The organism is Reyranella sp., assembly GCF_965279625.1.
Lineage (GTDB): Bacteria > Pseudomonadota > Alphaproteobacteria > Reyranellales > Reyranellaceae > Reyranella.
Map to the genome: position 1 here is coordinate 1,514,926 of NZ_OZ257251.1, position 23,109 is coordinate 1,538,034.

General features: G+C 67.5%; 26 protein-coding genes. 16 read left to right on the forward strand and 10 right to left on the reverse strand.

What is annotated here, in order from left to right; all coding sequences use genetic code 11:
- Positions 1-9: 9 nt before the first annotated feature.
- Positions 10-1,401: an amidase gene (locus ACQY78_RS07405; RefSeq protein ID WP_428684193.1), complete on the reverse strand. Its 1,392-nt coding sequence runs from the start codon at positions 1,399-1,401 to the stop codon at positions 10-12.
- 119 nt (positions 1,402-1,520) lie between these two features.
- On the opposite strand from ACQY78_RS07405, the gene ACQY78_RS07410 reads away from it, so the two are divergent.
- Positions 1,521-2,828, forward strand: coding sequence for a hemolysin family protein (locus ACQY78_RS07410; RefSeq protein ID WP_428684195.1), 1,308 nt, complete (start codon positions 1,521-1,523; stop codon positions 2,826-2,828).
- A gap of 136 nt (positions 2,829-2,964) precedes the next feature.
- The gene (locus ACQY78_RS07415; RefSeq protein ID WP_428684197.1) at positions 2,965-3,771 is read left to right on the forward strand and encodes a hypothetical protein; all 807 of its coding nucleotides are present in this window, start codon (positions 2,965-2,967) and stop codon (positions 3,769-3,771) included.
- A gap of 5 nt (positions 3,772-3,776) precedes the next feature.
- Here ACQY78_RS07415 and ACQY78_RS07420 read toward each other — a convergent pair whose 3' ends face one another.
- Complete coding sequence (locus ACQY78_RS07420) at positions 3,777-4,865, reverse strand: AbrB family transcriptional regulator (protein ID WP_428684199.1); 1,089 nt, start codon at positions 4,863-4,865, stop codon at positions 3,777-3,779.
- 127 nt (positions 4,866-4,992) lie between these two features.
- Complete coding sequence (locus ACQY78_RS07425; protein ID WP_428684201.1) at positions 4,993-5,754, reverse strand: competence/damage-inducible protein A; 762 nt, start codon at positions 5,752-5,754, stop codon at positions 4,993-4,995.
- Between the two features lie 113 nt (positions 5,755-5,867).
- Here ACQY78_RS07425 and map point away from each other — a divergent pair, with 113 nt between their 5' ends.
- Entirely contained in the window at positions 5,868-6,740 is an 873-nt protein-coding gene (map, locus tag ACQY78_RS07430; RefSeq protein WP_428684203.1) for a type I methionyl aminopeptidase, read from the forward strand.
- 17 nt (positions 6,741-6,757) lie between these two features.
- Here map and ACQY78_RS07435 read toward each other — a convergent pair whose 3' ends face one another.
- A complete protein-coding gene (locus ACQY78_RS07435) occupies positions 6,758-8,188 on the reverse strand; it encodes a serine hydrolase domain-containing protein (protein WP_428684205.1) in 1,431 nt (476 codons plus the stop codon).
- Positions 8,189-8,504: 316 nt separating this feature from the next.
- On the opposite strand from ACQY78_RS07435, the gene radC reads away from it, so the two are divergent.
- The gene (gene radC, locus ACQY78_RS07440) at positions 8,505-9,233 is read left to right on the forward strand and encodes a RadC family protein (RefSeq protein WP_428686336.1); all 729 of its coding nucleotides are present in this window, start codon (positions 8,505-8,507) and stop codon (positions 9,231-9,233) included.
- A 19-nt stretch (positions 9,234-9,252) separates the two neighbouring features.
- On the opposite strand, the gene ACQY78_RS07445 is transcribed toward radC, so the two are convergent.
- Positions 9,253-9,657 carry a response regulator gene (locus tag ACQY78_RS07445; protein ID WP_428684207.1) on the reverse strand — a complete coding sequence of 135 codons (405 nt, stop codon included), beginning with the start codon at positions 9,655-9,657 and terminating at the stop codon, positions 9,253-9,255.
- A gap of 130 nt (positions 9,658-9,787) precedes the next feature.
- On the opposite strand from ACQY78_RS07445, the gene ACQY78_RS07450 reads away from it, so the two are divergent.
- Genes ACQY78_RS07450 through ACQY78_RS07475 form a run of 6 tightly spaced genes read left to right on the forward strand, consistent with a single transcriptional unit; the run spans position 9,788 to position 13,671 of the window.
- Positions 9,788-10,528 (forward strand): DUF72 domain-containing protein, encoded by a 741-nt coding sequence (locus tag ACQY78_RS07450; RefSeq protein WP_428684209.1) that lies wholly within the window; start codon positions 9,788-9,790, stop codon positions 10,526-10,528.
- A gap of 49 nt (positions 10,529-10,577) precedes the next feature.
- Complete coding sequence (locus ACQY78_RS07455) at positions 10,578-11,000, forward strand: ArsR/SmtB family transcription factor (protein WP_428684211.1); 423 nt, start codon at positions 10,578-10,580, stop codon at positions 10,998-11,000.
- A complete protein-coding gene (locus tag ACQY78_RS07460; RefSeq protein ID WP_428684213.1) occupies positions 10,910-11,341 on the forward strand; it encodes an SRPBCC family protein in 432 nt (143 codons plus the stop codon). Before ACQY78_RS07455 ends, ACQY78_RS07460 begins: the two co-directional genes overlap by 91 nt.
- Positions 11,338-12,213: a transglutaminase-like domain-containing protein gene (locus ACQY78_RS07465; protein ID WP_428684215.1), complete on the forward strand. Its 876-nt coding sequence runs from the start codon at positions 11,338-11,340 to the stop codon at positions 12,211-12,213. Before ACQY78_RS07460 ends, ACQY78_RS07465 begins: the two co-directional genes overlap by 4 nt.
- Positions 12,214-12,258: 45 nt before the next feature.
- Positions 12,259-12,702, forward strand: coding sequence for a VOC family protein (locus ACQY78_RS07470; RefSeq protein ID WP_422029541.1), 444 nt, complete (start codon positions 12,259-12,261; stop codon positions 12,700-12,702).
- Positions 12,703-13,671 (forward strand): dienelactone hydrolase family protein, encoded by a 969-nt coding sequence (locus tag ACQY78_RS07475; protein WP_428684218.1) that lies wholly within the window; start codon positions 12,703-12,705, stop codon positions 13,669-13,671.
- A gap of 96 nt (positions 13,672-13,767) precedes the next feature.
- On the opposite strand, the gene ACQY78_RS07480 is transcribed toward ACQY78_RS07475, so the two are convergent.
- Together ACQY78_RS07480 and ACQY78_RS07485 are read right to left on the reverse strand one after the other, a co-directional pair.
- On the reverse strand, positions 13,768-14,244 hold the full coding sequence (locus ACQY78_RS07480) for a gamma-glutamylcyclotransferase family protein (protein ID WP_428684220.1): 477 nt from the start codon (positions 14,242-14,244) through the stop codon (positions 13,768-13,770).
- On the reverse strand, positions 14,229-15,512 hold the full coding sequence (locus ACQY78_RS07485) for an adenylate/guanylate cyclase domain-containing protein (RefSeq protein WP_428684222.1): 1,284 nt from the start codon (positions 15,510-15,512) through the stop codon (positions 14,229-14,231). The genes ACQY78_RS07480 and ACQY78_RS07485 overlap by 16 nt, the downstream gene beginning before the upstream one ends.
- 65 nt (positions 15,513-15,577) lie before the next feature.
- Between ACQY78_RS07485 and ACQY78_RS07490 the strand changes: the two genes are divergently transcribed.
- Both ACQY78_RS07490 and ACQY78_RS07495 read left to right on the forward strand, forming a co-directional pair.
- Positions 15,578-16,639, forward strand: a complete 1,062-nt coding sequence (locus ACQY78_RS07490; protein WP_428684224.1) for an alpha/beta hydrolase — start codon at positions 15,578-15,580, stop codon at positions 16,637-16,639.
- A 13-nt stretch (positions 16,640-16,652) separates the two neighbouring features.
- Positions 16,653-17,285: a TetR/AcrR family transcriptional regulator gene (locus tag ACQY78_RS07495; RefSeq protein ID WP_428684226.1), complete on the forward strand. Its 633-nt coding sequence runs from the start codon at positions 16,653-16,655 to the stop codon at positions 17,283-17,285.
- Between the two features lie 83 nt (positions 17,286-17,368).
- Here the strand turns inward: ACQY78_RS07495 and ACQY78_RS07500 are convergent, their stop codons facing one another.
- Positions 17,369-18,241 carry a fumarylacetoacetate hydrolase family protein gene (locus ACQY78_RS07500; protein ID WP_428684228.1) on the reverse strand — a complete coding sequence of 291 codons (873 nt, stop codon included), beginning with the start codon at positions 18,239-18,241 and terminating at the stop codon, positions 17,369-17,371.
- A gap of 102 nt (positions 18,242-18,343) precedes the next feature.
- On the opposite strand from ACQY78_RS07500, the gene ACQY78_RS07505 reads away from it, so the two are divergent.
- Positions 18,344-19,000, forward strand: a complete 657-nt coding sequence (locus ACQY78_RS07505; protein ID WP_428684230.1) for a family 16 glycoside hydrolase — start codon at positions 18,344-18,346, stop codon at positions 18,998-19,000.
- 2 nt (positions 19,001-19,002) lie between these two features.
- Here the strand turns inward: ACQY78_RS07505 and ACQY78_RS07510 are convergent, their stop codons facing one another.
- Entirely contained in the window at positions 19,003-19,800 is a 798-nt protein-coding gene (locus ACQY78_RS07510) for an HAD family hydrolase (RefSeq protein WP_428684232.1), read from the reverse strand.
- A 53-nt stretch (positions 19,801-19,853) separates the two neighbouring features.
- On the opposite strand from ACQY78_RS07510, the gene purB reads away from it, so the two are divergent.
- Positions 19,854-21,179: an adenylosuccinate lyase gene (gene purB, locus ACQY78_RS07515; protein WP_428684234.1), complete on the forward strand. Its 1,326-nt coding sequence runs from the start codon at positions 19,854-19,856 to the stop codon at positions 21,177-21,179.
- A gap of 106 nt (positions 21,180-21,285) precedes the next feature.
- Here purB and ACQY78_RS07520 read toward each other — a convergent pair whose 3' ends face one another.
- Positions 21,286-21,612 (reverse strand): DUF1476 domain-containing protein, encoded by a 327-nt coding sequence (locus ACQY78_RS07520; protein WP_428684236.1) that lies wholly within the window; start codon positions 21,610-21,612, stop codon positions 21,286-21,288.
- A gap of 111 nt (positions 21,613-21,723) precedes the next feature.
- Here ACQY78_RS07520 and ACQY78_RS07525 point away from each other — a divergent pair, with 111 nt between their 5' ends.
- Together ACQY78_RS07525 and ACQY78_RS07530 are read left to right on the forward strand one after the other, a co-directional pair.
- A complete protein-coding gene (locus ACQY78_RS07525; RefSeq protein WP_428684238.1) occupies positions 21,724-22,575 on the forward strand; it encodes an FAS1-like dehydratase domain-containing protein in 852 nt (283 codons plus the stop codon).
- Positions 22,572-23,105: a carbonic anhydrase gene (locus ACQY78_RS07530; protein ID WP_428684240.1), complete on the forward strand. Its 534-nt coding sequence runs from the start codon at positions 22,572-22,574 to the stop codon at positions 23,103-23,105. Before ACQY78_RS07525 ends, ACQY78_RS07530 begins: the two co-directional genes overlap by 4 nt.
- Positions 23,106-23,109: the final 4 nt, after the last annotated feature.

The following is a 23,109-nucleotide window of genomic DNA, read 5'->3' on the forward strand; positions in this document are numbered from 1 at the left end:
GCGTGCGCCTTATTTCGGCGGCTCCGGCCACTTCTTCTGCTCGCCGCGCACCGTCTCGAACCAGCGCGACAGCCGCATCACGCCGGAATCGTCGAAGCGGCGGCCCGAGATCTGGAGGCCGATCGGCTTGCCTTGCGTTGTGTAGGCACAGTTGATCGAGGCGGCCGGCTGTTCGCTCATGTTGTAGGGCATGGTGAAGCCAATGTGGTCCATCGCCCGGTTCACGTCGTTGGAGGGCATCTCCCATTCGGCCGGGAAGGTGGGCACCGGCGAGGTCGGCGACAGCACGTAGTCGAACGGCTGCGTCGCCTTCACGGTGGCGGCGCGGATGGCCATGTAGTTGTTCACGCCCCGGATCACCGTCGGCCCCGAAACATCGGCGCCGGCGCGGCACCAGTCGGCGATGAAGGGCAGCACTTTCGCCTGGCGCGCATGGCTCAGCGCCGAGAAATCGACCCAGCTCCGCACCCGCCAGAAGATGTCCTGGAGGTCGAGCATGGCGGGGGTCATGAACGGCGCGACGGGTTCGACATGCGCACCGGCCGCCGCGAACAGTTTCGCCGCAGCCTCGATCGCTGCCTTGGTTTCCGGCTCGACAGGCATGCCGCAGCCCGCGTCCATGTGCAGCCCGATCCTGAGGCCCTTCGGTTCGAGCGGCCCGGCGCCAAAATCGATGTCGACCGGCGGCAGGTTCATGTGGTCGCGCCAGTCGGGCTTGGAAAGTTCGGCCATCAGCAGGCAGGAGTCCGCGACGCTGCGCGTCATCGGCCCGATGGCGCGGCCGAAGAACGGCGGATCGACGGCGATCCTGCCGAGGCTGGGCTTCAGGGTGAAGATGCCGTTCCAGCTCGCTGGCAGGCGGACCGACCCGCCGATGTCGGTGCCAAGGTGCAGCGGGCCGTAACCCGCCGCCGCGGCGGCGCCCGCGCCGGCGCTGGAGCCGCCGGGATTCCAGGCGAGGTTCCACGGGTTGCGCGTCAGCGGATGAAAGGAGCTGCGGCCCGAGGACAGCATGCCGTAGTCGGGCATCGTGGTCTTGGAGAGGATGACCGCCCCCGCCTCGCGCACGCGCGCCGAGGCGGGCGCGTCGGCGGCGGCCGGCACCAGCTCGGTCGCCGCCGTGCCGAGCGGCATCGGCACGCCCTTGGTCGCAATGTTCTCCTTGATGGTGATCGGCACGCCGTCGAGCGCGCCCTGCGGCGCTCCCTTCTGCCAGCGCGCCTCGGAGGCCCTCGCAGCCTTGCGCGCGCCCTCGAAGTCCGGCGCATACAGCGCCTTCAGCTTCGGCTCCCACGCCTCGATGCGGGCGATCACGGCGTCGGTGGCCTCGACGGGCGACAGCGACTTGGATTTGTAAGCGGCGAGCAACTCGCCGGCGGTCATGTCATGCAATGCGGTCATGGAACGAAGGTACACGATTTCGAATGAGGGGTTTTGGGGCGATTTCCCGCACACTCGCTTGCAAAACCCACGCCCGGCCTCGCCTTCGTTCCGGCGCGAATCGCAGATAGACTGAATTGATGGTCTATATCGAGCTGCTGATCGCCCTCGTCCTCATCCTCATCAACGGTGTCCTCGCAATGTCGGAACTGGCGGTCGTCTCGGCGCGCCGGGGCCGGCTGAAGGCCATGGCCGAGGGCGGCTCGCGCGGCGCGACCGCGGCGCTGCGGCTGGCCGACGACCCCGGCCGCTTCCTCTCGACGGTACAGATCGGCATCACCCTGGTCGGCATCCTGGCCGGCGCTTTCTCCGGCGCCACGCTAGGCGGCCGTCTGACGACGGTGCTGGTCGACACGGGCATGCCCCTGCGCTTCGCCGAACCGCTGGCCTATGGCGGCGTGGTCGCACTCATCACCTATCTGTCGCTGATCGTCGGCGAGCTGGTGCCGAAGCAGATCGCGCTGCGCAACGCCGAGGCCGTCGCCGCGGCGGTAGCGCCCGGCATGGCGATGCTGGCGCGCATTTCCGCCCCGGTCGTGTGGCTGCTCGACATCTCGGGCAAGGCGATCCTGCGTCTGCTGGGCGGACGGCAGAGCGGCGACTCCCCCGTAACGGCCGAGGAGATCAAGGCGCTGATCGCCGACGGCGAATCCTCGGGCGCCATCGAGCCGCGCGAGCGCGGCATGATCAGCGCCGTCATGCGCCTCGGCGACCGGCCCGCCCGGGCCATCATGACGCCGCGACACGATCTCGACATCGTCGATCTGTCGCTCGAGCCGCAGGCCCTGCTGCAGACCGTCCAGTCGAGCGTCCACTCCCGCCTGCTGGCCTGGGACCCGGCCGCGAATCACGCCGCCGGCGTCGTGCGCAAGAACGACCTGCTCGATGCCTTCATCCGCGACGGCGCCGCCGATCCGCGCGCCCTCGTCAGGCCCGCGCCCATCGTCCCCGACACGATGGACGGGTTCGACGTGCTCGACACGCTGAAGAATTCGCCCGCTCACATGGTGCTGGTGCAGGACGAGTATGGCGAGCTGCTGGGCATCGTCACGACCGCCGACATCCTGGAAGCCATCGTCGGCGCCTTCCAGACCGACGAAGGCCCGGCCGAGCCCGAGGCGACTGAACGCGACGACGGGTCGTGGCTGGTGGCGGGCAGCATGCCGGCCGACGAGCTCATCGAACTCCTGGGCATCCCCATCAAACGCACGGCCGACTTCCACACCGTCGCCGGCATGGTGCTGGCCGCCATGCGCCGCCTGCCCAAGGAGGGCGATTCCGTCGTCGTCGGCGGCTGGCGCTTCGAGGTCCTCGACATGGACGGCCGCCGCATCGACAAGCTTCTGGCAACCCGCGCCAAGACGGTTCATCGGGCGGCCAACACGTGACGGACCGTATCGCCCCGTCCCGGGAGCCACATCAGGCACACGGTGCATTCCGACGATGATCCACCGACTCATTGCTGTCCTCGCGTGCTCCCTGCTCTCCGCCGGTATCGCCCAGGCCGCCGAATGCGACGCTCGCTTGAGCCTTCCTTGGGAGACCGCCGGCCCCGGCTATTCCGGCGACGCCGTCGTGCGCGGACCGAGCTGCGCGAACGCAGTCGTGTTGTTCGTCGCGCGCCGTCCGGGAGGTGAGCCGAAGTTCGATGAGGCACCGGACAAGGTCATGCCGGGCAATGCCCCCATTGCACTGGAGATCGTTCCGGTCGCGAATGTTCCCGCGCTTGCCAAGGCGGGCGATGAGGCAGCGATGACGAAGGCTCTGCCCGCAGCGCTTGGCGCGTGGTTGCGGGCGCAGGCGATGCCGCAGAAGCCGACAAATCGTGCAGCCCTGATCGCGGCGGGGCCCACGAAGGGCGACTGCAGCCTATCAGACACGCTGCCATGGACGGCGGCGGGACGCGGCTATCTCATCGATGTCTTTTCCGATGGCACCGACTGCACCAATGCCGCGACCGCACTCGTGATCCGGGCGCCGGACGGCCGCCCGCTCTACAGCGCCGCCACGCCGGGCTTCATCGTCGAGATCTATCATTCCGATGTCAGGACGCGGGCGGACATGAAGAAGGCGCTGGGCGGCATCGAGACGATGACGGGTGAGACGACCGGGAAACTGCCGGAATGGCCGGAGGGCCTGGCCGAGCGCGAGATCACCAAGGGCGACTTCACGACGATCGTTGCCGAGCCTTTCGACCGGACCTCCTGGAACGCACTGCGCGACGCCGAACGCCCGATGCTGGCGGTCGACCCTGGAATCGAATCAACGAGCCTCGTGGTCCTGATGACGGATGGCCGGGTCGTCGAGGTCGGACGCAGCCGGCAGAATTGAAGTCGTCAGCCCTTGCCGAGGTTGCCGATCCGGTCGGCGATGACCTTGGTGATATAAGGCGCGGCGAACAGCACGACGAGCAGACGGACCGTCTGCATGGCCATCACGAACGAGACGTCGACGTCGGTCGAGGCCGCGATGATGGCGATCGAATCCGCGCCGCCGGGGCTGGTGGCGAGGTAGGCGGTCAGCGGGTCGATGCCGGCGGCGAACACCATGAAGGCCGCGACCGCGCCGCACATCGCCAGCATGGCGAAGATGCACAGCAGGATGCCGGGAAGCTGGCGCAGCACGTGGACCAGCAGGGCACGCGTGAAGCGCAGGCCGACATTCCAGCCAACCAGCGCGTAGCAGCCGGCGAGCAGCCAGGTCGGCAGTTCGAGCCGCAGCCAGCCCATATGCGTGAGCACGATGCCGCCGACCAGCGGCACCAGGAAGGCCCCGGCGGGGATGCTGAGCCGCCGCGCCAGCCATGAGCCCACGCCGGCCAGCGCCAGGGTCTCGAGCAGCGGCACCCAGGCCACCTCGGGGAACCACACGATCGCGTCCGGCGCGTGCTGGGAGGCTCCACCGAAGTAACGCGCCACGCCGGCCGCGACGGCCGCCACCATGACGACGCGCAGATACTGCATGAAGGCCACCATGCGCATGTCCGCGCCATAGGCCTCCGCCATGTAGGTCATCACCGAGGCGGCGCCGGGGCTCACGCCCCATAGCGCCGTCGTGCCGGGCAGCATTTGCCAGCGCGTCATCTGCCAGCCTACCCAGGTGCTGGCGGCAACCACCGAGACGACGCCGACCGTGAACAGCGCCCAGTGCCCGAGGATGTCGCCGACGATCGTGAGCGGCACCATCCTGGCGATCATGCTGCCGACGATGCCCTGCGCGACCGCGAAGACCGGCACCGGATAGGTCACCTTGCCGCCCCACGAGGCGAAGGCGACGCCGGCGAGCAGCGGTCCCAGCATCAGCGCCGCCGGCGCGTGCAGCCACAACATCAGCGCCGTCACCGGCACAGTGAGGGCGATCAGCGCAGACCATGAGGTGAGGTGTCGGCCGACGCCCTTCATGCGCTGGGCCGTGATTTGGGCCAAAGCGAAAGGCCCTTCGCTGCGCTCAGGATGACAATTTTGTCGGCGGCGGCGCACGGCACCATGGCCCTCAACGATGTCATCCCGAGCGCAGCGAAGGACCCTTGCCTTGCTCGTCCGGTCAGTTGCGTCAGGTCAGAAATTCCTCGGCCTCGCCGTTCATGCCGCGGAGGGTCGACATCAACTCGGCCACCGCTTCGACGAGCCTTGCATCATCCGTGCCGCGCAGGACCAGCGAGACGCTGGGCTTGCCGTTGCGGAAGGCCGGATAGGATCCGATGTCGATATCCTCGTAACGCTTCTGCAACGCGCCCAGCGGCTCGGCGATGATGCCTTCGGCGAGGTTGGTCCGCACGGTGCGTGAGAGGACGGGAGTGCCGCCGACCAGCCGGTGCTTCATCGACTGGAACATCGCCTCGGCAACCTTGGGGATGCCGGCGAAGGTGAAGACGTTCTCCATCTGGAAGCCCGGCGCTACGGACACTGGGTTATCGACCAGCACGCCGCCATGCGGGACCCGCGCCATGCGCCGCCGCGCCGGCGTGAACAGGGCCGGATCGCCGTAATGCCGGGTCATGCGGGCCACCGCCTCGGGATGCTCGGAGATGCCCACGCCGAACGCCTTGGCGATGCAGTCGGCGGTGATGTCATCATGGGTCGGCCCGATGCCGCCGGTGGTGAAGACGTAATCGAATTTCGCCCGCACCTCGTTCAGGGTCGCCACGACGGTCGCTTCGACATCGGGAATGACCCTGGCCTCCATGACCCGGACCCCGAGCTTGCCCAGTTCGGTGGCGAGATACTGGATGTTGGAATCGCGGGTGCGGCCGCTCAGGATCTCGTTGCCGATCACGAGGATGCAGGCGGTGACGATTTTTGCCGGGTCTGACATGAGGTGCGCCTGCTGATTTTCGTTTGGTTTCAGCAACCTATCGGACGCGGGCCGATGGGCCAAGCCGCGGTCCCGCCCTTGTTACCGCCGGTATCGCATGCCAAATAAGGCGTATGACCAATTCACGCGAAATCGTCGACGACAGCGCCGACTATTGGCGCCGCGACGAGCGCACCATCAAGCTGCACGGACCCGAAGGGTTCACGGGCATGCGCCGCGCCGGCCGTCTCGCCGCCGAGACCCTCGACTTCATAACGCCGCACGTCCAGCCGGGCGTCACGACGGAAGAGCTCGACCGGCTCTGCCACGAGTACATCCTGGATCACAAGGCGATCCCGGCCCCGCTGAACTATCGCGGCTTCCCGAAGTCGATCTGCACTTCGATCAACCATGTCGTCTGCCACGGCATCCCGTCGGACAAGCGGCTGCAGAACGGCGACATCGTCAACATCGACGTCACCGTCATCCTCGACGGCTGGTACGGCGACACCAGCCGCATGTATTACGCGGGCGATGTCGGCGTGAAGGCCCGGCGCCTGTGCGACGTCACCTACGAGGCGATGATGCGCGGCATTGCCGCGGCCAAGCCCGGCGGCCATGTCGGCGACATCGGCTTTGCCATCCAGTCCTATGTCGAGGCGCAGCGCTTCTCCGTCGTGCGCGACTTCTCGGGCCACGGTCTCGGCCGCATCTTCCACGACGCGCCGAACATCCTGCACTACGGCAAGAAGGGCACCGGCCCGGTGCTGAAGCCCGGCATGTTCTTCACCGTCGAACCGATGGTGAATGCCGGGACCTGGCAGGTGAAGGTGCTGAGCGACGGCTGGACCGCGGTGACCCGCGACAAGCAGCTCTCGGCCCAGTTCGAGCACTCGGTCGGCATCACCGAAACCGGCGTCGAGTTCTTCACCCTGTCGCCCCGGGAACTGGCCAAGCCACCGTACGATCTGGCCGAGACGAAGCCCTTGCAGGCGACCCCGGCGTAATCAGACCCGCTCCGGCGTCAGCGGGCAGCCACCGACAGGACCAGCTTCTGGATACCGCTGTCCGCTTCGGGCGACAGCGTGACGGTGCCGTTCAGCCGGCCTTTCGCACAGGCCAGGACGAAGCGGCCGGCCAGCGCATGGATCGGCTCGATGCGCTCGAGACTCCCCTCGCCCAGAATCTGCTTCAGCGATGCGAGCTCAGCGTCACGCAGCGGTGCCGGCGTATCGAGCAGGAAGTTCACCGCGAACGGCCGGTCGCCGCCCTCTATGCGTCCAGAGCCATAGGCCGCCACGATCACCTGCACGGCGCGTACGAGCGCAGGTGAAGGGTCCGCGAGAATGGGCGGCGGCGAGGCGGCGTGCAGCCTCTCGGCGACGTCCAGCGTCAGCCGCGACATCGGCGCATAGGTGCGATTGCCGAAGGCGAAGACGCCCCACCCTCGCTCCGGCAGCATCAACACGTGCGAGCCATAACCCGGGAGGCCGCCGGCGTGATGGAGGCGCATGCCGAGCAGCGCGTCGGTCGAATGAGTGAGTCCGTAGCCATAGGCACTCGGTTGTCCTGCGCGCGTGCCGGGAGAAGAATCGGGCGCGAACGGCGGCGCATGCCACAGCACCATCTCGCGCACACTCGACCGGCGGACCGGGCCGGACTCGGGCGCGTCGCGTGCCGGCCAGGCATTCAGCAGAAAGGAAACGTAGCGGGCATAGTCGGGTACCGTGGTCGCGAGACCGCCCATGGCGCCGACCTCGCCGTCGGGCTCGATGCGCTCGCGCGACCAGGTCCCGCCGTCCAGCCGGTAGCCGAAGGCATAGTCCCCGCGCGCCGCGGCGGCGGGGGCATCGAACGTCGTGTGCGCCATGCCCAGCGGCTCAAGGAAGGTGCGGCGCATATAGGCCTGGTAGGGCTCGCCGCTGACGTTGGTCAGCACGCGCCCCAGCAGCGCATAGCCCAGGTTGCTGTATTCGAAGGCGAGGCCCGGCGGTCGGGCGAACAGATGTCCGGTGGCGATCACCGTGTCGAGTTCGGCCGGCGACATGCCCAGCACCCGGTCGCCCCACGGATCGTCGGTAACGAAGCCCGCGGTGTGCGTGAGCAGGTGGCGCACCGTGACCGGCGCGCTGTCGAGTGTGGCCGGTTTCACCGCTGCGAACTGCGGCACGTAGTGGGCCAGCGGCGCGTCGAGCTGCAGCCATCCCCGGTCGCGCAGCGACAGGATGGCCAGCGCCGTCATGTTCTTGGTCATCGAGGCGATGCGGAAGGCCGTCACCACCTCCACGCGCCGCCCGGCCTCCCGGTCGGCCAGGCCGACCGTCGTCGCATGGACGAGGCGCCCCTCCTGCACGATCCCCAGGGCAAGGCCCGGAATCCGTTCCTGTTCGGCGAAAGCGGCAGAGGCCGCGTCGATCTCGGCGAACACCGTCGCCGGGTACTCTGGGTCGGACATATGGGTATCGTACCACAAGGGCCAATCGCCGCGATTTTGCCTTGCTCACCCGGCAAGGTTGCGCGGCATGGCAAAGAGTCGCCCACACCTCAAGCCCGTCGAGGCGCCCCCTCCCGCAACCGCCCCGGACGATGCGGCCTTGCTGACGCTTCTGGCCCAGGGCCTCCGGCTGCAATCGTCCGAAGGCCTGTGGCGCGTGAGCGGCAACACCCTGCCCCACCGTATCCTGCTGCGCGAGGCCGGCGGGACCTGGAACCGGCTCGACCAGTGCTGGGATTTCGCCGGCGAAGATCCCACGACCCGGCTGGCCGCGGCGCTGGAGGCAGCGCCCGCGGCCACGACCGGCCACAACAGCGGCGAGACGGCCCCGCCCAAGCCGCACTATCACGGCCATCGCGGCCGGGTGCGCGAGCGCGTGCTAAAGGCCGGCGTCGAGCCGCTTGCCGACTACGAGCTGCTGGAGCTGCTGCTCTTCTATTCGATAGACCGGATCGACACCAAGCCGATGGCCAAGGCGCTGCTGGAACGCTTCGGCACCCTGGGCGACGTGTTCGCCGCCGAGCCGGCCCAGCTGCGCGAATTCGAGATCGACCAGCGCACGCTGGTCCACTTCAAGGCGATGCGCGAGGTCGGGCGGCGACTGGCCGAGCGCAAGGTCAAGGACATGCCGGTGCTGACCAACTGGCAGCAGCTCATCGACTATTGCCACGCAGCGCTGGCGCACGAGAAGACCGAGCAGTTCCGCATCCTGTTCCTCGACCGCAAGAATGTGCTGATCGCCGACGAGGTCCAGCAGCGCGGCACCATCGACCACACGCCGGTCTACCCGCGCGAGGTGGTGAAGCGGGCGCTGGCATTGAATGCAGCCGCCCTGATCCTCGTCCACAATCATCCCAGCGGCGATCCCAAGCCCAGCCGCGACGACATCGAGATGACGCGCGAGATCAAGACGGCGTCGGAAGCGCTCGGCATCACGATCCACGACCACTTGGTGATCGGCCGCAAGGGCCACGCGAGCTTCAGGAGTCTGGGTCTCTTGACCTAGCGCTGGGTCGGCCCGCACTTCACGAACCCGGGATTGCCATCACCCTCACCGGCGCCAGCAAGCGATCCAGCTCTTTCTGACGGAAAGGCTTCCTGATGATTGGAAGGCCGGCGATGGTGCTGTCGGCCGGCACCCAGTGCGCCAGGGTCTTCGAGGTCAGGATCACCCGCGCTTCGGGACGGTTGGTCCTGATCCACCGGGCCAAGGCCGCGCCGTCGCTGACCCCCGACCAATCGATGTCGGTGACCACATAGTCGAAGGGGTGGTCATACGCGGCCCGAATGGACGGACCGCCATGCTCGGACTCCAGGACCTTCAACCCGCGCCGGCGCAGGTGATCCAGGAGAATGACCCTTGCCGCCGAATCGCTTTCCACGACGAGAACCGACAGGCCAGAAGTGCCTGCATTATCTGAATTCGCCAACACACACCCATTTCGAGACGCACGGCTTCCCACGGCCGAGCCCGAACAACGCAGACAAGCGTGCAATGTTTCCCCGCGCTGATCGCATTCCGAAACCGCCTGTGGGCCGTTTCGCGCTATACTTTGTCCCATGAGCGGAAAAATCCTTGTCGGCATCGGCGGCTGGACCTTCGAGCCGTGGCGCGGTGTCTTCTATCCCGACGACCTGACGCAGAAGCGCGAGCTGGAATATGCCAGCCGTCAGCTCACCTCGATCGAGATCAACGGCACCTACTATTCGAGCTTCAAGCCGGCGAGCTGGGCCAAGTGGCGCGACGAGACGCCGGATGGCTTCGTGTTCGCGGTGAAGGCTTCGCGCTTCTGCACCAACCGCAAGGTGCTGGCGGATGCCGGCGAATCGGTGCAGCGCTTCGTGAGCCAGGGAATGGTCGAGCTCAAGGACCGGCTGGGGCCGATCAACTGGCAGTTCATGGGCACCAAGAAGTTCGATCCAGAGGACTTCGAGGCCTTCCTGAAGCTGCTGCCGCGCGAGGTCGGCAAGCTGCCGCTGCGCCATGCCCTCGAGGTCAGGCACGACAGCTTCAAGGACGAGCGCTTCTACGATCTCGCCCGCAAGTACAAGGCGGCGATCGTCTATGCCCACGACAAGGACTTCCCCGAGATCGACGAGCCGACGGCCGACTTCACCTATGCCCGGCTGATGCAGGCCGACGAGAAGGTGAAGAGCGGCTACAAGCCGGCCGAGATCGACAAGTGGGCCAAGCGCGCCGAGACGTGGGCGAAGAAAGGCGATGCCTTCGTCTACTTCATCTCGGGCGCCAAGGTGCGCAATCCCGCCGCCGCCCAGGCGCTAATCAAGAAGCTCGGGTAAGAGCACCGCCGCTTGACTCGCTGGGGGCTGTCGCCTAATTGTTAACTCTATGGTTAACAATCAAAGCGCCCTGCTCGACCGCACCTTCGCCGCCCTCTCCGACCCGACGCGACGGGCGCTGCTGGCCCGCCTCGACGCGGAGGAAGCCGTCACCGTCAGCGAGCTGGCGCGCCCCTTCCCGGTCTCGCTGCCGGCCATCATGAAGCATCTCGACGTGCTCTCCGACGCCGGCCTGATCGTGCGGTCCAAGTCCGGCCGCACCGTCACCTGCCAGCTGAAGGCGGAGCCGATGGAGCAGGCGATGAACTGGCTCGCGCACTATCAGCGCTACTGGACGCAACAGCTCGACCGCCTCGCCGCCTTTCTGGAGGAAGACGACAAATGGCCAGCAAGCCCAGCCTCGCCCTCAAGCGCCGCCTCAACGCCCCGCCCGAGAAAGTCTACGAAGCCTGGACGCAGCCCGAAAAAATGATCCGCTGGTGGGGCGTCACCGGCCACCACCGCGCGCCCCTTGCCGAGACCGACCTGCGGGTCGGCGGCCGCTTCTGCGTGCAGTTCTGGACGCCGGACGACGAACATCACAGCGTGAGCGGCGTCTATCGCGAGATCGTGCCGCCGATCAGGCTCGTCTTCTCCTGGGCCTGGCAAAGCACGCCGGAGCGCGAGTCGCAGGTCACGATCGACCTGAAGCCGGACAAGGACGGCACGATCCTCACCCTGACCCACGAGCAGTTCTTCAGCGAGAAGGCACGCGACGATCATCGCGGCGGCTGGGGCATGGCGCTCGACAAGCTCGAGGAGCTGTTCGCGTGAACCTCGGCCTCTATCGATCGCCCGTCGCCCATAGCGACGCCAGCCTATGGGCGCTGCAGTTCGCGGCGTTGCCCGACGATATCGCCGGGCTCGCGCAGGTGCTGCAGGGCCTGCTCGTCCACGAGCATATGCCTGACCTCTACGGCATCACGCTTTCGGACCGTCAGCGTGGCGAGCCGCATGTGCGCGGTGCCGGGGAGATTCTGGAGCGCATCGCCGTCCACGATTCGCGGCCGCTGTCGCATCCCCGCCCGCCGGGCGAGCGGTTCGCCGGCTGCTGCCGCCACTATGCGCTGCTGCTCGTCGCGATGCTCAGGAGCAAGGGCATCGCGGCGCGGGCGCGTTGCGGCTTCGGCGCCTATTTCACGACGGACAGGTTCGTCGACCATTGGGTGACGGAGTATTTCGACGCGGCGCAGGGGCGCTGGATCCTGGCCGACGCCCAGATCGACGACAGGCAGCGCGCTTTGTTCGGCATCGACTTCGACACGCTGGATGTGCCGCGCGAGAAGTTCCTGGTGGCCGGCGATGCCTGGCGGCTGTGCCGCGCCGGCCGGGCCGACCCGCAGGCCTTCGGGGTGCTGGACATGGCCGGCCTCTGGTTCATCGCCAGCAACGTCATTCGCGATGTGGCGGCGCTCAACAACCGCGAGATGCTGCCCTGGGACGTTTGGGGCGGCATGACCTTGGTCGACAGTGAGATCGATCCCGCCTTCATCGACGGGGTGGCCCGCCTGACGCACGAGCCCGACAGGCACCTGGTTGAGCTACGGACGGTCTACGACGACCCGCGCATCGCCGTGCCGCCCACCGTGTTCAACGCCGTCCGCGGCCGTCCGGAAGCGGTTTCCCCGTTCGCCCATTCGGCCTAAGCTGGAGGGGTCTGACCGGAGCTTCCAGAACCGAAGGAGGCATTCATGCCTGCGCTTTCGCTCGACCATTACAACATCTACTGCGCCGACCTCGAGGCGACCGTACGCTTCTACGAACGCTATGTCGGCCTGACCAACGGCGATCGTCCTCCCTTCCCGTTCCCCGGCGCCTGGATGTACGCGGGGGAAAAGGCGATCCTGCATCTCATCTCCGAGAGCGGCCGCACCGACCAGGGCAGCGGCGCGATCGACCATATCGCCATCAACTGCGCCGATATCCGCGGCACCCTGGACCAGATCAAGCAGGACGGCCTGCCCTTCGAAGTGAAGAAGGTGCCGGCGCGCCCGCTTCAGCAGGTCTTCGTGCATGACCCCGACGGCGTGATGATCGAACTCAACTTCTGGCACGAGGAAGACGTGCCGGAGCTCCAGGGCTACGACCCGATGAGCAACAAGATCACCGCCGAGAAGCAGAAGGTTCCGGCCTAGATGCGCCGGGCGGCGATCGTCGCCGCCTGCGCCCTGCTCGCCTGCGCCTCCGTCTTCACCGGCGCGCAGGCGCAGCAGCGCGAGACGATCTCGTTCGAGAGCCGGCAGAAGGGCAAGCCCGTCCAGGTCACCGCCGAGATCACCTGGCCGGCGAATGCCGGTGCGGGTCCGGTGCCGGCGATGGTGATCCATCCCGGCAGTGGCGGCGTCGGCGAGCGCGAGGCCAGGTACGTCCGCGAGCTCGTGCCGATGGGCGTGGCCACCGTGGTGATCGACTCCTTCAAGCCGCGCGGCGTCACCTCGACCGTGCTCGACCAGTCCGCGGTCACGGGCCAGGACTTCAATCTCGACGCGCTCGCCGCCCTGAAAGCCCTCGCGAGCAATCCCCGTATCGATCGCCGCCACATCGGCATCATGGGATTCTCGAAGGGCGGGACCTCGGCGCTGATGGCCTCGCACGAGCAGCTGATCCTGGCCGCCGGAGGAACACCAGGCGGGCCGCGCTATGCGCTGCACGTGCCGTTCTATCCGTCCTGCAGTGCGCAGTACTATCAGCCGCGCACGACCGGCGCGCCGATCTATCAACTCCTGGGGGGCGCCGACACCTATGTCGGCTTCGAGCCCTGCCAGACCTATGGCGAAGCCCTGCGCGCCGCGGGCGCCACGATCCAGACCAAGGTCTTCCCCGGCGCGATGCACGGTTTCGACTACGGACCTCCCTATTCCAATCCGCGCGGCGAGAACTATTCGAAGTGCGTGAACCAGCAGCAGCCCGACAAATCATGGATCTCGCGCGACAGCGGCATCATGACCTACGGCCCCGGCGGCAAGCCTATCCCGGACGCCATCGCCAAGGCGATGGCCACCTGCAGGACGCTGGGCGTCAGCGGCGGCGCCAACGACGCTGCCGCGAAGCAGTCGATGGAAGACCTCAAGGGCTACGTGCGCCGCCACCTGCTGGGTGGGTAGCGTTGTCATCCTGAGCGCCGCGAAGCATCTCACGCCAGCGACGGAGCCCGTTGATCGCTCCGCAAGGTCCTTCGCTTCGCTCGGCACGACCGTGCGTCAATCGAACGTCGGCGTGGCGGCGAGTGCTTCCCAGTAATCCGGCGGCAGGAGATCGCGGCCGGCCAGCAGGCAGTTGAGATAGGCGCGTTGCGGCCTCAGCCCTTCGCCCTGCATGAGGGCAACATAGACGATCGCCTCCACTTCTTCGCCGGTATCGCCGCGCACCACGTGGATCGTGCGGCGTTCATAGTGCCCGCCCTCGACGCCTTCGTAGATGTCGAGCACCGCGAAGCCTGCCGCGGGCAGGGCGTTCAGCGTGCCGTGCACGACGCCGCCCTCCGCCGGCACGATGTTGGCCGCCGCGCCGCCGCCCATGTCACGCTCGGGCTTGTCGAAGGCGAGCCGCCAGCCGTCGAGCCGGCCCGCGATGCGCTCGCCGCGCGGCACGCCCCGCGGCGCGAGCCGCTGGTCGAACAGGCGGGCGGCATCCATGTTGGAACCGTACGCGAAGTACCAGGTCAGGCCATCCGCCATACGCGTACCCCTTCTTCGTAGCCACGGATCGCGACGGGACCGAGATCGACCGCCCCCTCGCACGGAGTCGAATCGCGCACCGACTGCGAGATCAGCAGTTGGGCGCCCACCTCCTTGGTGAGCTGTTCGAGGCGTGCGGCCAGGTTCACCGTATCGCCGATCACGGTGTATTCCTTGCGCTGCGGCGAGCCCACCGTGCCCGTCACCGCCGGTCCGAGATGCACGCCGATGCCGATCCTCAGCGCCCAGCCGGGATGCGTGCCGTTCCACCGCTCGACCGTTTCGATCATGCCGCGCGCCGCCGCCAGCGCGTTTCGCGCCGCCGTGGGGTCCTCGAGCGGCGCCCCGAACAAGGCCATGAACCCGTCGCCCAGGAACTTGTTGATGATGCCGTTGTTGCGGTCCACCACCTCGATCATCTCGGCGAAGAACGAGTTGAGCAGCGCCACCGTCTCCTCGGCGCTGCGCCGCCGCGTCATGGCGGTGAAGCCGCGAATGTCGAGAAACAGCACGCACACGGTGCGAATCTCGCTCGGAGGATCGCTGCGCGTCGCCAGCAGGCGGTCGACCACGGCAGGCGAGACATGCTGGCCGAACAGGTTGGTGACCCGGTCGCGTGCCGCCACGGCGCGCACCGACTTCTCGAACTGGCTGCGCAGGCTGGTCGCCACGTAGGCGGCCACCAGGCCGCAGGCGAAGAAGATGAGGCTGCGGCTGAAATGGAACAGCGGCGCGGCCTGCGGGATCTCGCCCCAGGGCTGGAGGGGAACCAGCCACAGGACCAGCGCCATCTGCTGAAGGCTGGCGACCGCCCCGGTCCAGACCGACAGCCAGAAATCGAGCCGCAAGGTCGAGAGCAGGATGAAGACGAAATAGAGCAACGGCGGCCAGTAGCTGAACACCAGCACCGGGTCCATGTAGTGGCTCAGCGTGATGATGATGACGGCCGGCAGCGACGTTTCGATCAAGGCGTTGGCGAAGCGCGCCACCTGCGGGAAATCACGGTCGCGCGCCGCCCGGTAGCGCAGGAAGGTCAGGGAACCCAGCTCATAGACCAGAAAGGGTGCGATCCCGACCAGCGGCAGCCAGCCGGGCACATCGCGCTCGAACATGCGCGAGGAATAGTCCGCGAAGACGTTCGCGACCGTCAACGAGAGTGCGAGCAGGACCGCGAGGATGATGGCGAGGGCGCGCATGCGCTGCTGCTCGCTGCGAATGATCTCGCGGCGGAGCGCGTCTGCAAAGAAGTCGGGCGCCGCGGAAGCCATCGGCCGCCAAACTAGCCAGAGCCGACGGGCTCCACAACGGGCTGGGGCGGTGCTAGGTACACCTGATGTCAATGAAGGACGTCGCGCGGGAGGTTCAGGGCAAGGTCGCCAACCTGGCGCTGCGCATGCCGATTTCATGGGTGAACATCCTGGCCGGGCCCCCGGTGGGTGTCGACGGCCGTACCCTGGACGGCCGCGCCCAATGGTTCCTGAGACTGCTCGCCTATAGCGGCCAGCCGGGCCTGCACACGATGAGCGTGGCCGAGGCGCGCGAGGACTACGACGCCTTCATGCAGCTGCTGGGCGGCAAGCCTGCGCCGGTGAGCGAGATCGTCGACCGCACCCTGCCGGGTCCTGCCGGCCCCCTGCGCGTCCGCATCTACCGCCCGGCCGGCACGGTGGCCCGCCTGCTGCCGACGATCCTCTATCTACATGGCGGCGGCTGGGTCATGGGCAGCCTCGAAGGGTACGACCTCGCCTGCCGCTATTTCTGCGCCCGTTCGGGCTGCGCCGTCGTTGCGGTCGACTACCGGCTGGCGCCGGAGCACAAGTTCCCCGCCGCGGTCGACGACGCCCTCGCTTCCTACCGCTGGCTGGCCGACCAGGCGGTCTCGCTCGGCCTCGACCCCGACCGCATCGTCGTGGCGGGCGATTCGGCCGGTGGAACCCTGGCAGCCGTGGTCGCCCAGACGATGCGGGGCGAACTCCATCCGCCCTGCCTGCAATGGCTGATCTACCCCGCCACCGACATGGCGGGCAGCACCGGCTCCCACCGGAGTTGCGGCGAGGGCTTCCTGTTGACCCAGGCGGACATGACCTGGTTCCGGACCCACTATCTCAACGGGGAGGCCGAAATCGACGATCCACGCGCCTCGCCGCTGCGTGTCGCCGGTCTGAGCGGCGTGGCGCCGGCGCTGGTCTTCACCGCGGGCTTCGATCCGCTCCGTGACGAGGGCCAAGCCTACGCCGAACGGCTGCAGGAAGCCGGCGTCAAGGTCATCCACCGCGAGTTCGAAACGCTGATCCATGGGTTCATCGGGATGCGCGGCGCATTGCACGCGGCGGCCCGGGCGATGGACGACATGGTGGCGGGCCTGCGCCACGAACTCGCGCAACTCGGCCGATGACGGAGTGCCCGTGATGAACGAAGCAACAGCACCCCTCAGCCATCGCGGCGACCGGGCAGGTCGACGCGAACAGAACAAGGCGGAGAACCGCACCGCGCTGCTCAAGGCCGCGCGCGGCGTGTTTGCCGAGATGGGCTATGGCGCGGCCAGCGTGCGTGACATCGTGCGCCGCACCGACCTCGCCTCCGGCACCTTCTACAATTACTTCAAGGACAAGGACGAGATCTTCGAGGCGGTGGTGGGTGAGCTGACCAGCGTGCTGCTGCAGCGCCATCGCGAGGGCCGCGGCCGCGCCACCACCGCCGAAGCCTTCGTGCGCGAGCACTATGCCGCCTATTTCAACTTCCTCGCCGAGGACGTCGAACTGCTGGCCCTGGCCAGGTCGAGCTTCACCTCGGTGCGCACCCTGCTCGACAAACCCGACGTCCGGGCGCTGGCCAAGGCGCTCAACGACGACATCCGCACCGCCATCGCGCAGGGCATCCTGCCCAATGTCGACGTCTCCTATCTCGGCGCCTCGATGTCCGGCATCGCCTTCGAGGTTTCCATGGTCATGGTCGCCCGCGACCCGGTCGATCCGGCCGCCGCCGCCGAATTCGCGACGCATCTGATGCTGGGCGGCCTCGACAAGCTGCCGCGGCGCTAGAACTCGCTCAGGACGACAACCAACGAAAACGGCGGCCCCTTCCGGAGCCGCCGTTGATCGTTGCAGGACCTGGTCCCGAGCGCTTACGCGCCCTGGGCGATCGTGTTGCGCAGTGTGCCGATGCCCTCGATCTCGACCTCGCAGACGTCGCCCGGCTTCAGCCAGGGCTGCGGCTTGCGGGCCATCGCCACGCCCGAGGGCGTGCCTGTGATGATGATGTCGCCCGGATCGAGGGTCATGCACTTGCTGAGCTCGTGCACCAGCGTCGGCACGTCGAAGATCAGGTCGTCGGTGCTGCTGTCCTGCATGGTGACGCCGTTAACGCGGGTCATGATGCGCAGCGGCGCGGCGCCCTTGGGCAGCTCGTCCGGCGTCACGATGTCGGGACCGAAGCCGCCGGTGGCGTCGAAGTTCTTGCCCAGCGTGAACTGGCCGCCCGACTTGCGCTGCCAATCGCGGATCGAGCCGTCGTTGAAGCAGGCGTAGCCGGCGATCACCGAAAGCGCCTTCTCCTTCGGCACGTTGCGGCACTTCTTGCCGATCACGATCGTCAGCTCGGCTTCCCAGTCGAATTCCTTCGAGTGCGTCGTCGACAGCATCTTGCCGTTGTGCGGCACCAGCGTGTTGTTGAAGCGCGTGAACACAACCGGATAGGTCGGGATCGGGCTGCCGGTCTCCTCGGCATGCTTGCGGTAGTTGAGACCGATGCAGAGAATCTTGCCGGGCGCCGGGATCGGCGTCAGGTACTTGGCCGACTTCTCCGACACGGTGGCGCCGGCCTTGGGCTTGGCGCAGGCCTTGAGCACCGCCTGCTGCAGCTTCTTGCCGCCCGACAGGATCTCCACGACCGACTTCGGCCCGCGCGGCATCTGCTTGCTGAGATCGACGATCTTGCCGTCGCCGAGCTTGACGCCGACGGCGGGCTTGCCGCCGCTCAGGATGGTGCAAAGACGCATGAATTTCCCCCTTGATGATTTCGTCCGAAATACGGCCGCGCGTAAACTCCTCCCTCCCGCATCTTCGGTCAAGCAGCTCGCATTTTTTGCTACTCTCCGCCGATGCGTTTCCTCCTTTTGCTCATCCCTCTCCTGTTCGCCGCCCTGCCCGCGTCGGCGCAGCTCGTCGTGCCGCTCACGACTCCGGACGGCCGCGTCGGCTGCACCCAGGGCAAGACCGGCATCGGCCGGCCTCCCGACTGGCGTGCCGTCGCCGATCCCGACGGGCCGGATGGCTGGGCCCTGGTCGAGAGCGAGCCCGATGCGACCGAGCAGCGCTTTCCCCTCTGCATCTCGGAGCAGGCATCCGGTCGGGACTTCGACGCCACCCTGCGCTTCAAGCCGATCTCGGGCTCACGCGACCAGGTGGGGGGCTTCATGTTCCGCGCCCAGAGCGCCAGCGACTATTACGTCGTGCGCGCCAATGCCCGCGACAACACGGTCCGCCTCTACCGCATGGACAAGGGCAAGCGCAGCCAGCTCGGCATGAAGGAAGCGCCGGTGACGCTCGGCCAGTGGCACTCCCTGCGCGTGATCGCCGTCAACGATCGCATCGAGGTGACACTCGACGGCAAGCCGCTGTTCGGGGTCAACGACCGGACGCTGGTCCAGGCCGGGCCCGTAGGCGTGTGGAGCCAGGGCGACAGCGTAACCCACTATGGCTCGCTGCTGATCGGCCCGCCGCCCCCGCCGACGGCGGCTCCGGCGGCGCCGCGCTGAAATCAGGCGCGCGCCGCCAGCAGCGCCTTTGCCAGCTCAACGAAGCCGGCGCCCGAGCGGCCCGACGTGACCCAGCGCGGCCGGTGCTCCAGCAGGTCGGCGAAATCCACGACGTTGGCCACGCCCACCGCGTTGGGGAAATAGCCGAACATCGGCGCGTCGTTGGGCGAGTCGCCCGAGAACACGTAAGCCGCCTTGTCGGCCGCCAGGTCGATGCCGAACAGTTCCTGCATCATGGTCAGGCTGGTCGTGAGCTTGTCGTAGTCGCCGAACCAGCCGTTGACGTGGATCGAGCTCACCTTGGCGTGGGCGCCGTGGCGCTCGAAGATCGCCACGATGCGCCGGACCTCGGCGGGCGGGAGAGGCGGCACGTCCTCGCAGAAATCGACCGCGAGGTCGGCCAGGCGATAGGGCTGGTCGGAGGCGATCCCGGCGCCGGGCACTTCCTGCAGCATCTCGGCCCGCACCCGTTCCAGCCGCCGCCTTCCTTCCGCGCGCTCGGCCTCGGACTGGACGAAGCGGGTGCGCAGGCGCTTCTGGCGACGGTCGTGCCACATCCAGAAGGCGCCGTTCTCGCCGACCACGGCATCGACCGGCCAGAACCGGGCGATATGGTCGCACCAGCCGGCCGGCCGGCCGGTGACCGGCACGACCAGAAGGCCGGCCCGCTTCAGCGCCTGGAGGGCGCTATAGGCCTCGGCCGTCAGCGTTCCGTCGCTGGAGACGGTGTCGTCGATGTCGGTGAGCACGCCGCGCACGGCGGCCAGGGTCTCGCGGGGACAATTCTCGAGCGGTTCCATGGGGCGCACTTCTAACATGGCGCCGGAGGCCCTTCGGCGCTAAAAGCCGGGCCATGATCCCGCGCTATTCACGGCCGCAAATGGCGGCCATCTGGGCCCCCGAGAATCGCTTCCGCATCTGGTTCGAGATCGAGGCGCATGCCTGCGACGCCATGGCCGAGGCCGGCATCATCCCGAAGGCCTCCGCCAAGGCCATCTGGGACGGCGGCGCCAAGGCGATGGAAGCGCTCAAAGCTGACCCGGCCGGCAACGTCGAGAAGATCGACGCCATCGAGCGTGTGACCAAGCATGACGTGATCGCCTTCCTGACCTGGCTGGGCGAATTCATCGGCCCCGAATCGCGCTTCGTGCACCAGGGCATGACCTCGTCCGACGTGCTCGACACCAGCTTCGCCGTGCAGCTCACCCAGGCGGCCGATCTTCTCCTGGCCGACGTCGACCGGCTGCTCGCCGCGCTGAAGAAGCGCGCCCTGGAGCACAAGGACACGCTCACCATCGGCCGCAGCCACGGCATCCATGCCGAGCCCACGACCTTCGGGGTGAAGCTCGCGGGCCACTACGCGGCCTTCCTGCGCAACCGCGCACGGCTGGTGGCGGCGCGCGCCGAGATCGCCACCTGCGCCATTTCCGGACCGGTCGGCACCTTCGCCAACGTCGATCCCGGCATCGAGGCGCATGTCGCCCACAAGCTCGGCCTCGCCGTCGAGCCGGTGTCCACGCAGGTCATCCCGCGCGACCGCCATGCCGCCTTCTTCGCGGCCCTGGGCGTCGTCGCCTCGTCGCTCGAGAACCTCGCCACCGAGTTCCGCCACCTGCAGCGCACCGAAGTGCGCGAGGCGGAGGAGTTCTTCTCGGCGGGGCAGAAGGGCTCGTCCTCGATGCCGCACAAGCGCAATCCGGTGCTGACCGAAAACATCACCGGCCTCGCCCGCGTCGTGCGGTCGGCGGTCGTGCCGGCGCTGGAGAACGTGACCCTGTGGCACGAGCGCGACATCTCGCACTCCTCGACCGAGCGCTACATCGCGCCCGACGCCACCGGCACGCTAGACTTCGCGCTGAACCGCATGGCCGGCGTGGTCGAGCAGCTCGTGGTCTATGCCGACCGCATGAAGGCCAATCTCGATTCGCTGGGCGGCCTCGTCTTCTCGCAGCGCATCCTGCTGGCCCTGACGCAAAAGGGCATGAGCCGCGAGGCCTCCTACGCCGCCGTCCAGCGCAACGCGATGGACGCCTGGCGCGGCAACGCCTCGCTGCTGGCCCTGTGCCGCGCCGACAAGGAGATTGCCGAATTCATGTCGGACGACGAACTCACCGCGCTGTTCGACATGAGCTATCACACCAAGCACGTCGACACGATCTTCAAGCGGGTGTTCGGCTAACCCCGGCCGCGCTCGAAGCGCGGAGCGGGAGGAAGGGGGTTCGGTCGGTCCGCCGCCCCCTGCCCGGCCTCTCCCCGATGGGGAGAGGAAAGAGTACCAAAGTCCCTTAGCGGACTTCGGTCATGAGCTGCTGTTTGGCTTCGTCGGCAAGACGATGCGACTCCTTGCGAATCGCGTGCTCGTCCGTCGGCTTGCCGGCCGCGGCGAGGTCGGTCATCAGCTTCTGCACGACATCAGAATCGCCCGGCTTCTCGAAGTCGGCCATCACCACATCCTTGGCATAGGCCTCGGCATCGGCGCCCGTCTTGCCCATAAGGCTGGCGGCCCAAAGGCCCAGCAGCTTGTTGCGGCGCGAGTTGACCTTGAATTTCAGCTCCTCGTCGTGCTCGTACTTGGCTTCGAAGGCTTTCTCGCGATCGTCGAAGGTGGTCATCGGCCGCTCCGGTTGGGCATGTCTCGTGGGGGCGGTATATAGCGACCGCGACACCGTCTTTCCACCCTGCGTTCGCAGTGGCAGTGTCACGCCTGCAGAGAGGAACCCGAGATGTCGCTGGAAAAACTCAAGGACTGGATCGGCCGGACGCAGTCCATGGAGGATCTCGCCGCCCCGTTCCCGGTGCGCGCCCTGTCCGCGACGTTCGACGAGACGGGCGATGCCGACCCGAAGAACGGCGATTCCCTGCCGCCGCTCTGGCACTGGCTCTACTTTCTGGAGGTCGCGCCGCAGTCGAAGATCGGGTCCGACGGCCATGCCGAGCGCGGCGATTTCCTGCCGCCGGTGCCGCTGCCGCGACGCATGTGGGCCGGCAGCCGCTTCTCCTTCGAGGGCGAGCCGATCCGTGTCGGCGACACCATCCATCGCCTGTCCGAGATCAAGTCGGTGGAGCCCAAGTCCGGCTCGACCGGATCGATGGTCTTCGTGACCGTGCAGCACACGATTTCGGGCCCAGGCGGCGTCTCCTTCGTCGAGGAGCACGACATCGTCTATCGCGAGGCGGCCAAGCCGGGCGAAGCGCCGAAGCCGCCCCGGCCGGCACCGGCTGACGCCACCTGGACGCGCACCGTCCTGGCCGACCCCGTGCTGTTGTTCCGCTTCTCCGCCCTCACCTTCAACGGCCATCGCATCCACTACGACCAGCCCTATGTGACGGGCGTCGAAGGCTATCCCGAGCTGATCGTCCACGGGCCCCTGATGGGCATGCTGCAGATCGAACTGGCGCGCCGCTCCAACGCGGGTAAGGTGGTCCGCAGTTTCGAGTTCCGCGCCCTGTCGCCGGTGTTCGGCGGGGCAGCACTCGGCGTTCACGGCCGCCGCGAACCGGACGGCTCGATCACGACATGGATCGCCGATCCCAACGGCGGTCTCGCACAACAGGGCAAGGCGACCTTCCGATGATCCACACGCATCATTCCGGCTGCGGCTGTCTCGCCGCCCTCTCGCGCCGCAACCTGCTCGGCTTGGGGCTCGGCGCCGCCGCAGTGGCAGCCGCCGGTCCGGCGCTGGCGGTCGATGATGGCTACGAGGCGATGCTGATGAAGTGCATCGACCCGCGCTTCACGACGGACGTCTGGAAGTACATGACGTCGCGGGGCTGGCAGAACCAGTACAGCCAGTTCAACATTGCCGGCGGCCCCATTGCTGCGGTGGCGCCGATCTTCCAGGAATGGCGTGCCGCCTGGGAAGCCAATCTCGACATCTCGGTCCAGCTTCACAACGTGAAGCGGCTGATCGGCATGGCCCATCGCGACTGCGGCGCCGCCGCCCTCGCCTACGGCAACCGCATCAAGACCGATCGCGCCTTCGAGACCGAGATGCTGAGCCAGGGGCTGCGCGCCTTCCGCGACCAGGCAAGCAAGCGCCAGCCGCAGCTCATCGTCGAGCTGGGGATCATGGACCTCAACGGCACCGTCGAAACCGTTTCCTAGTCTC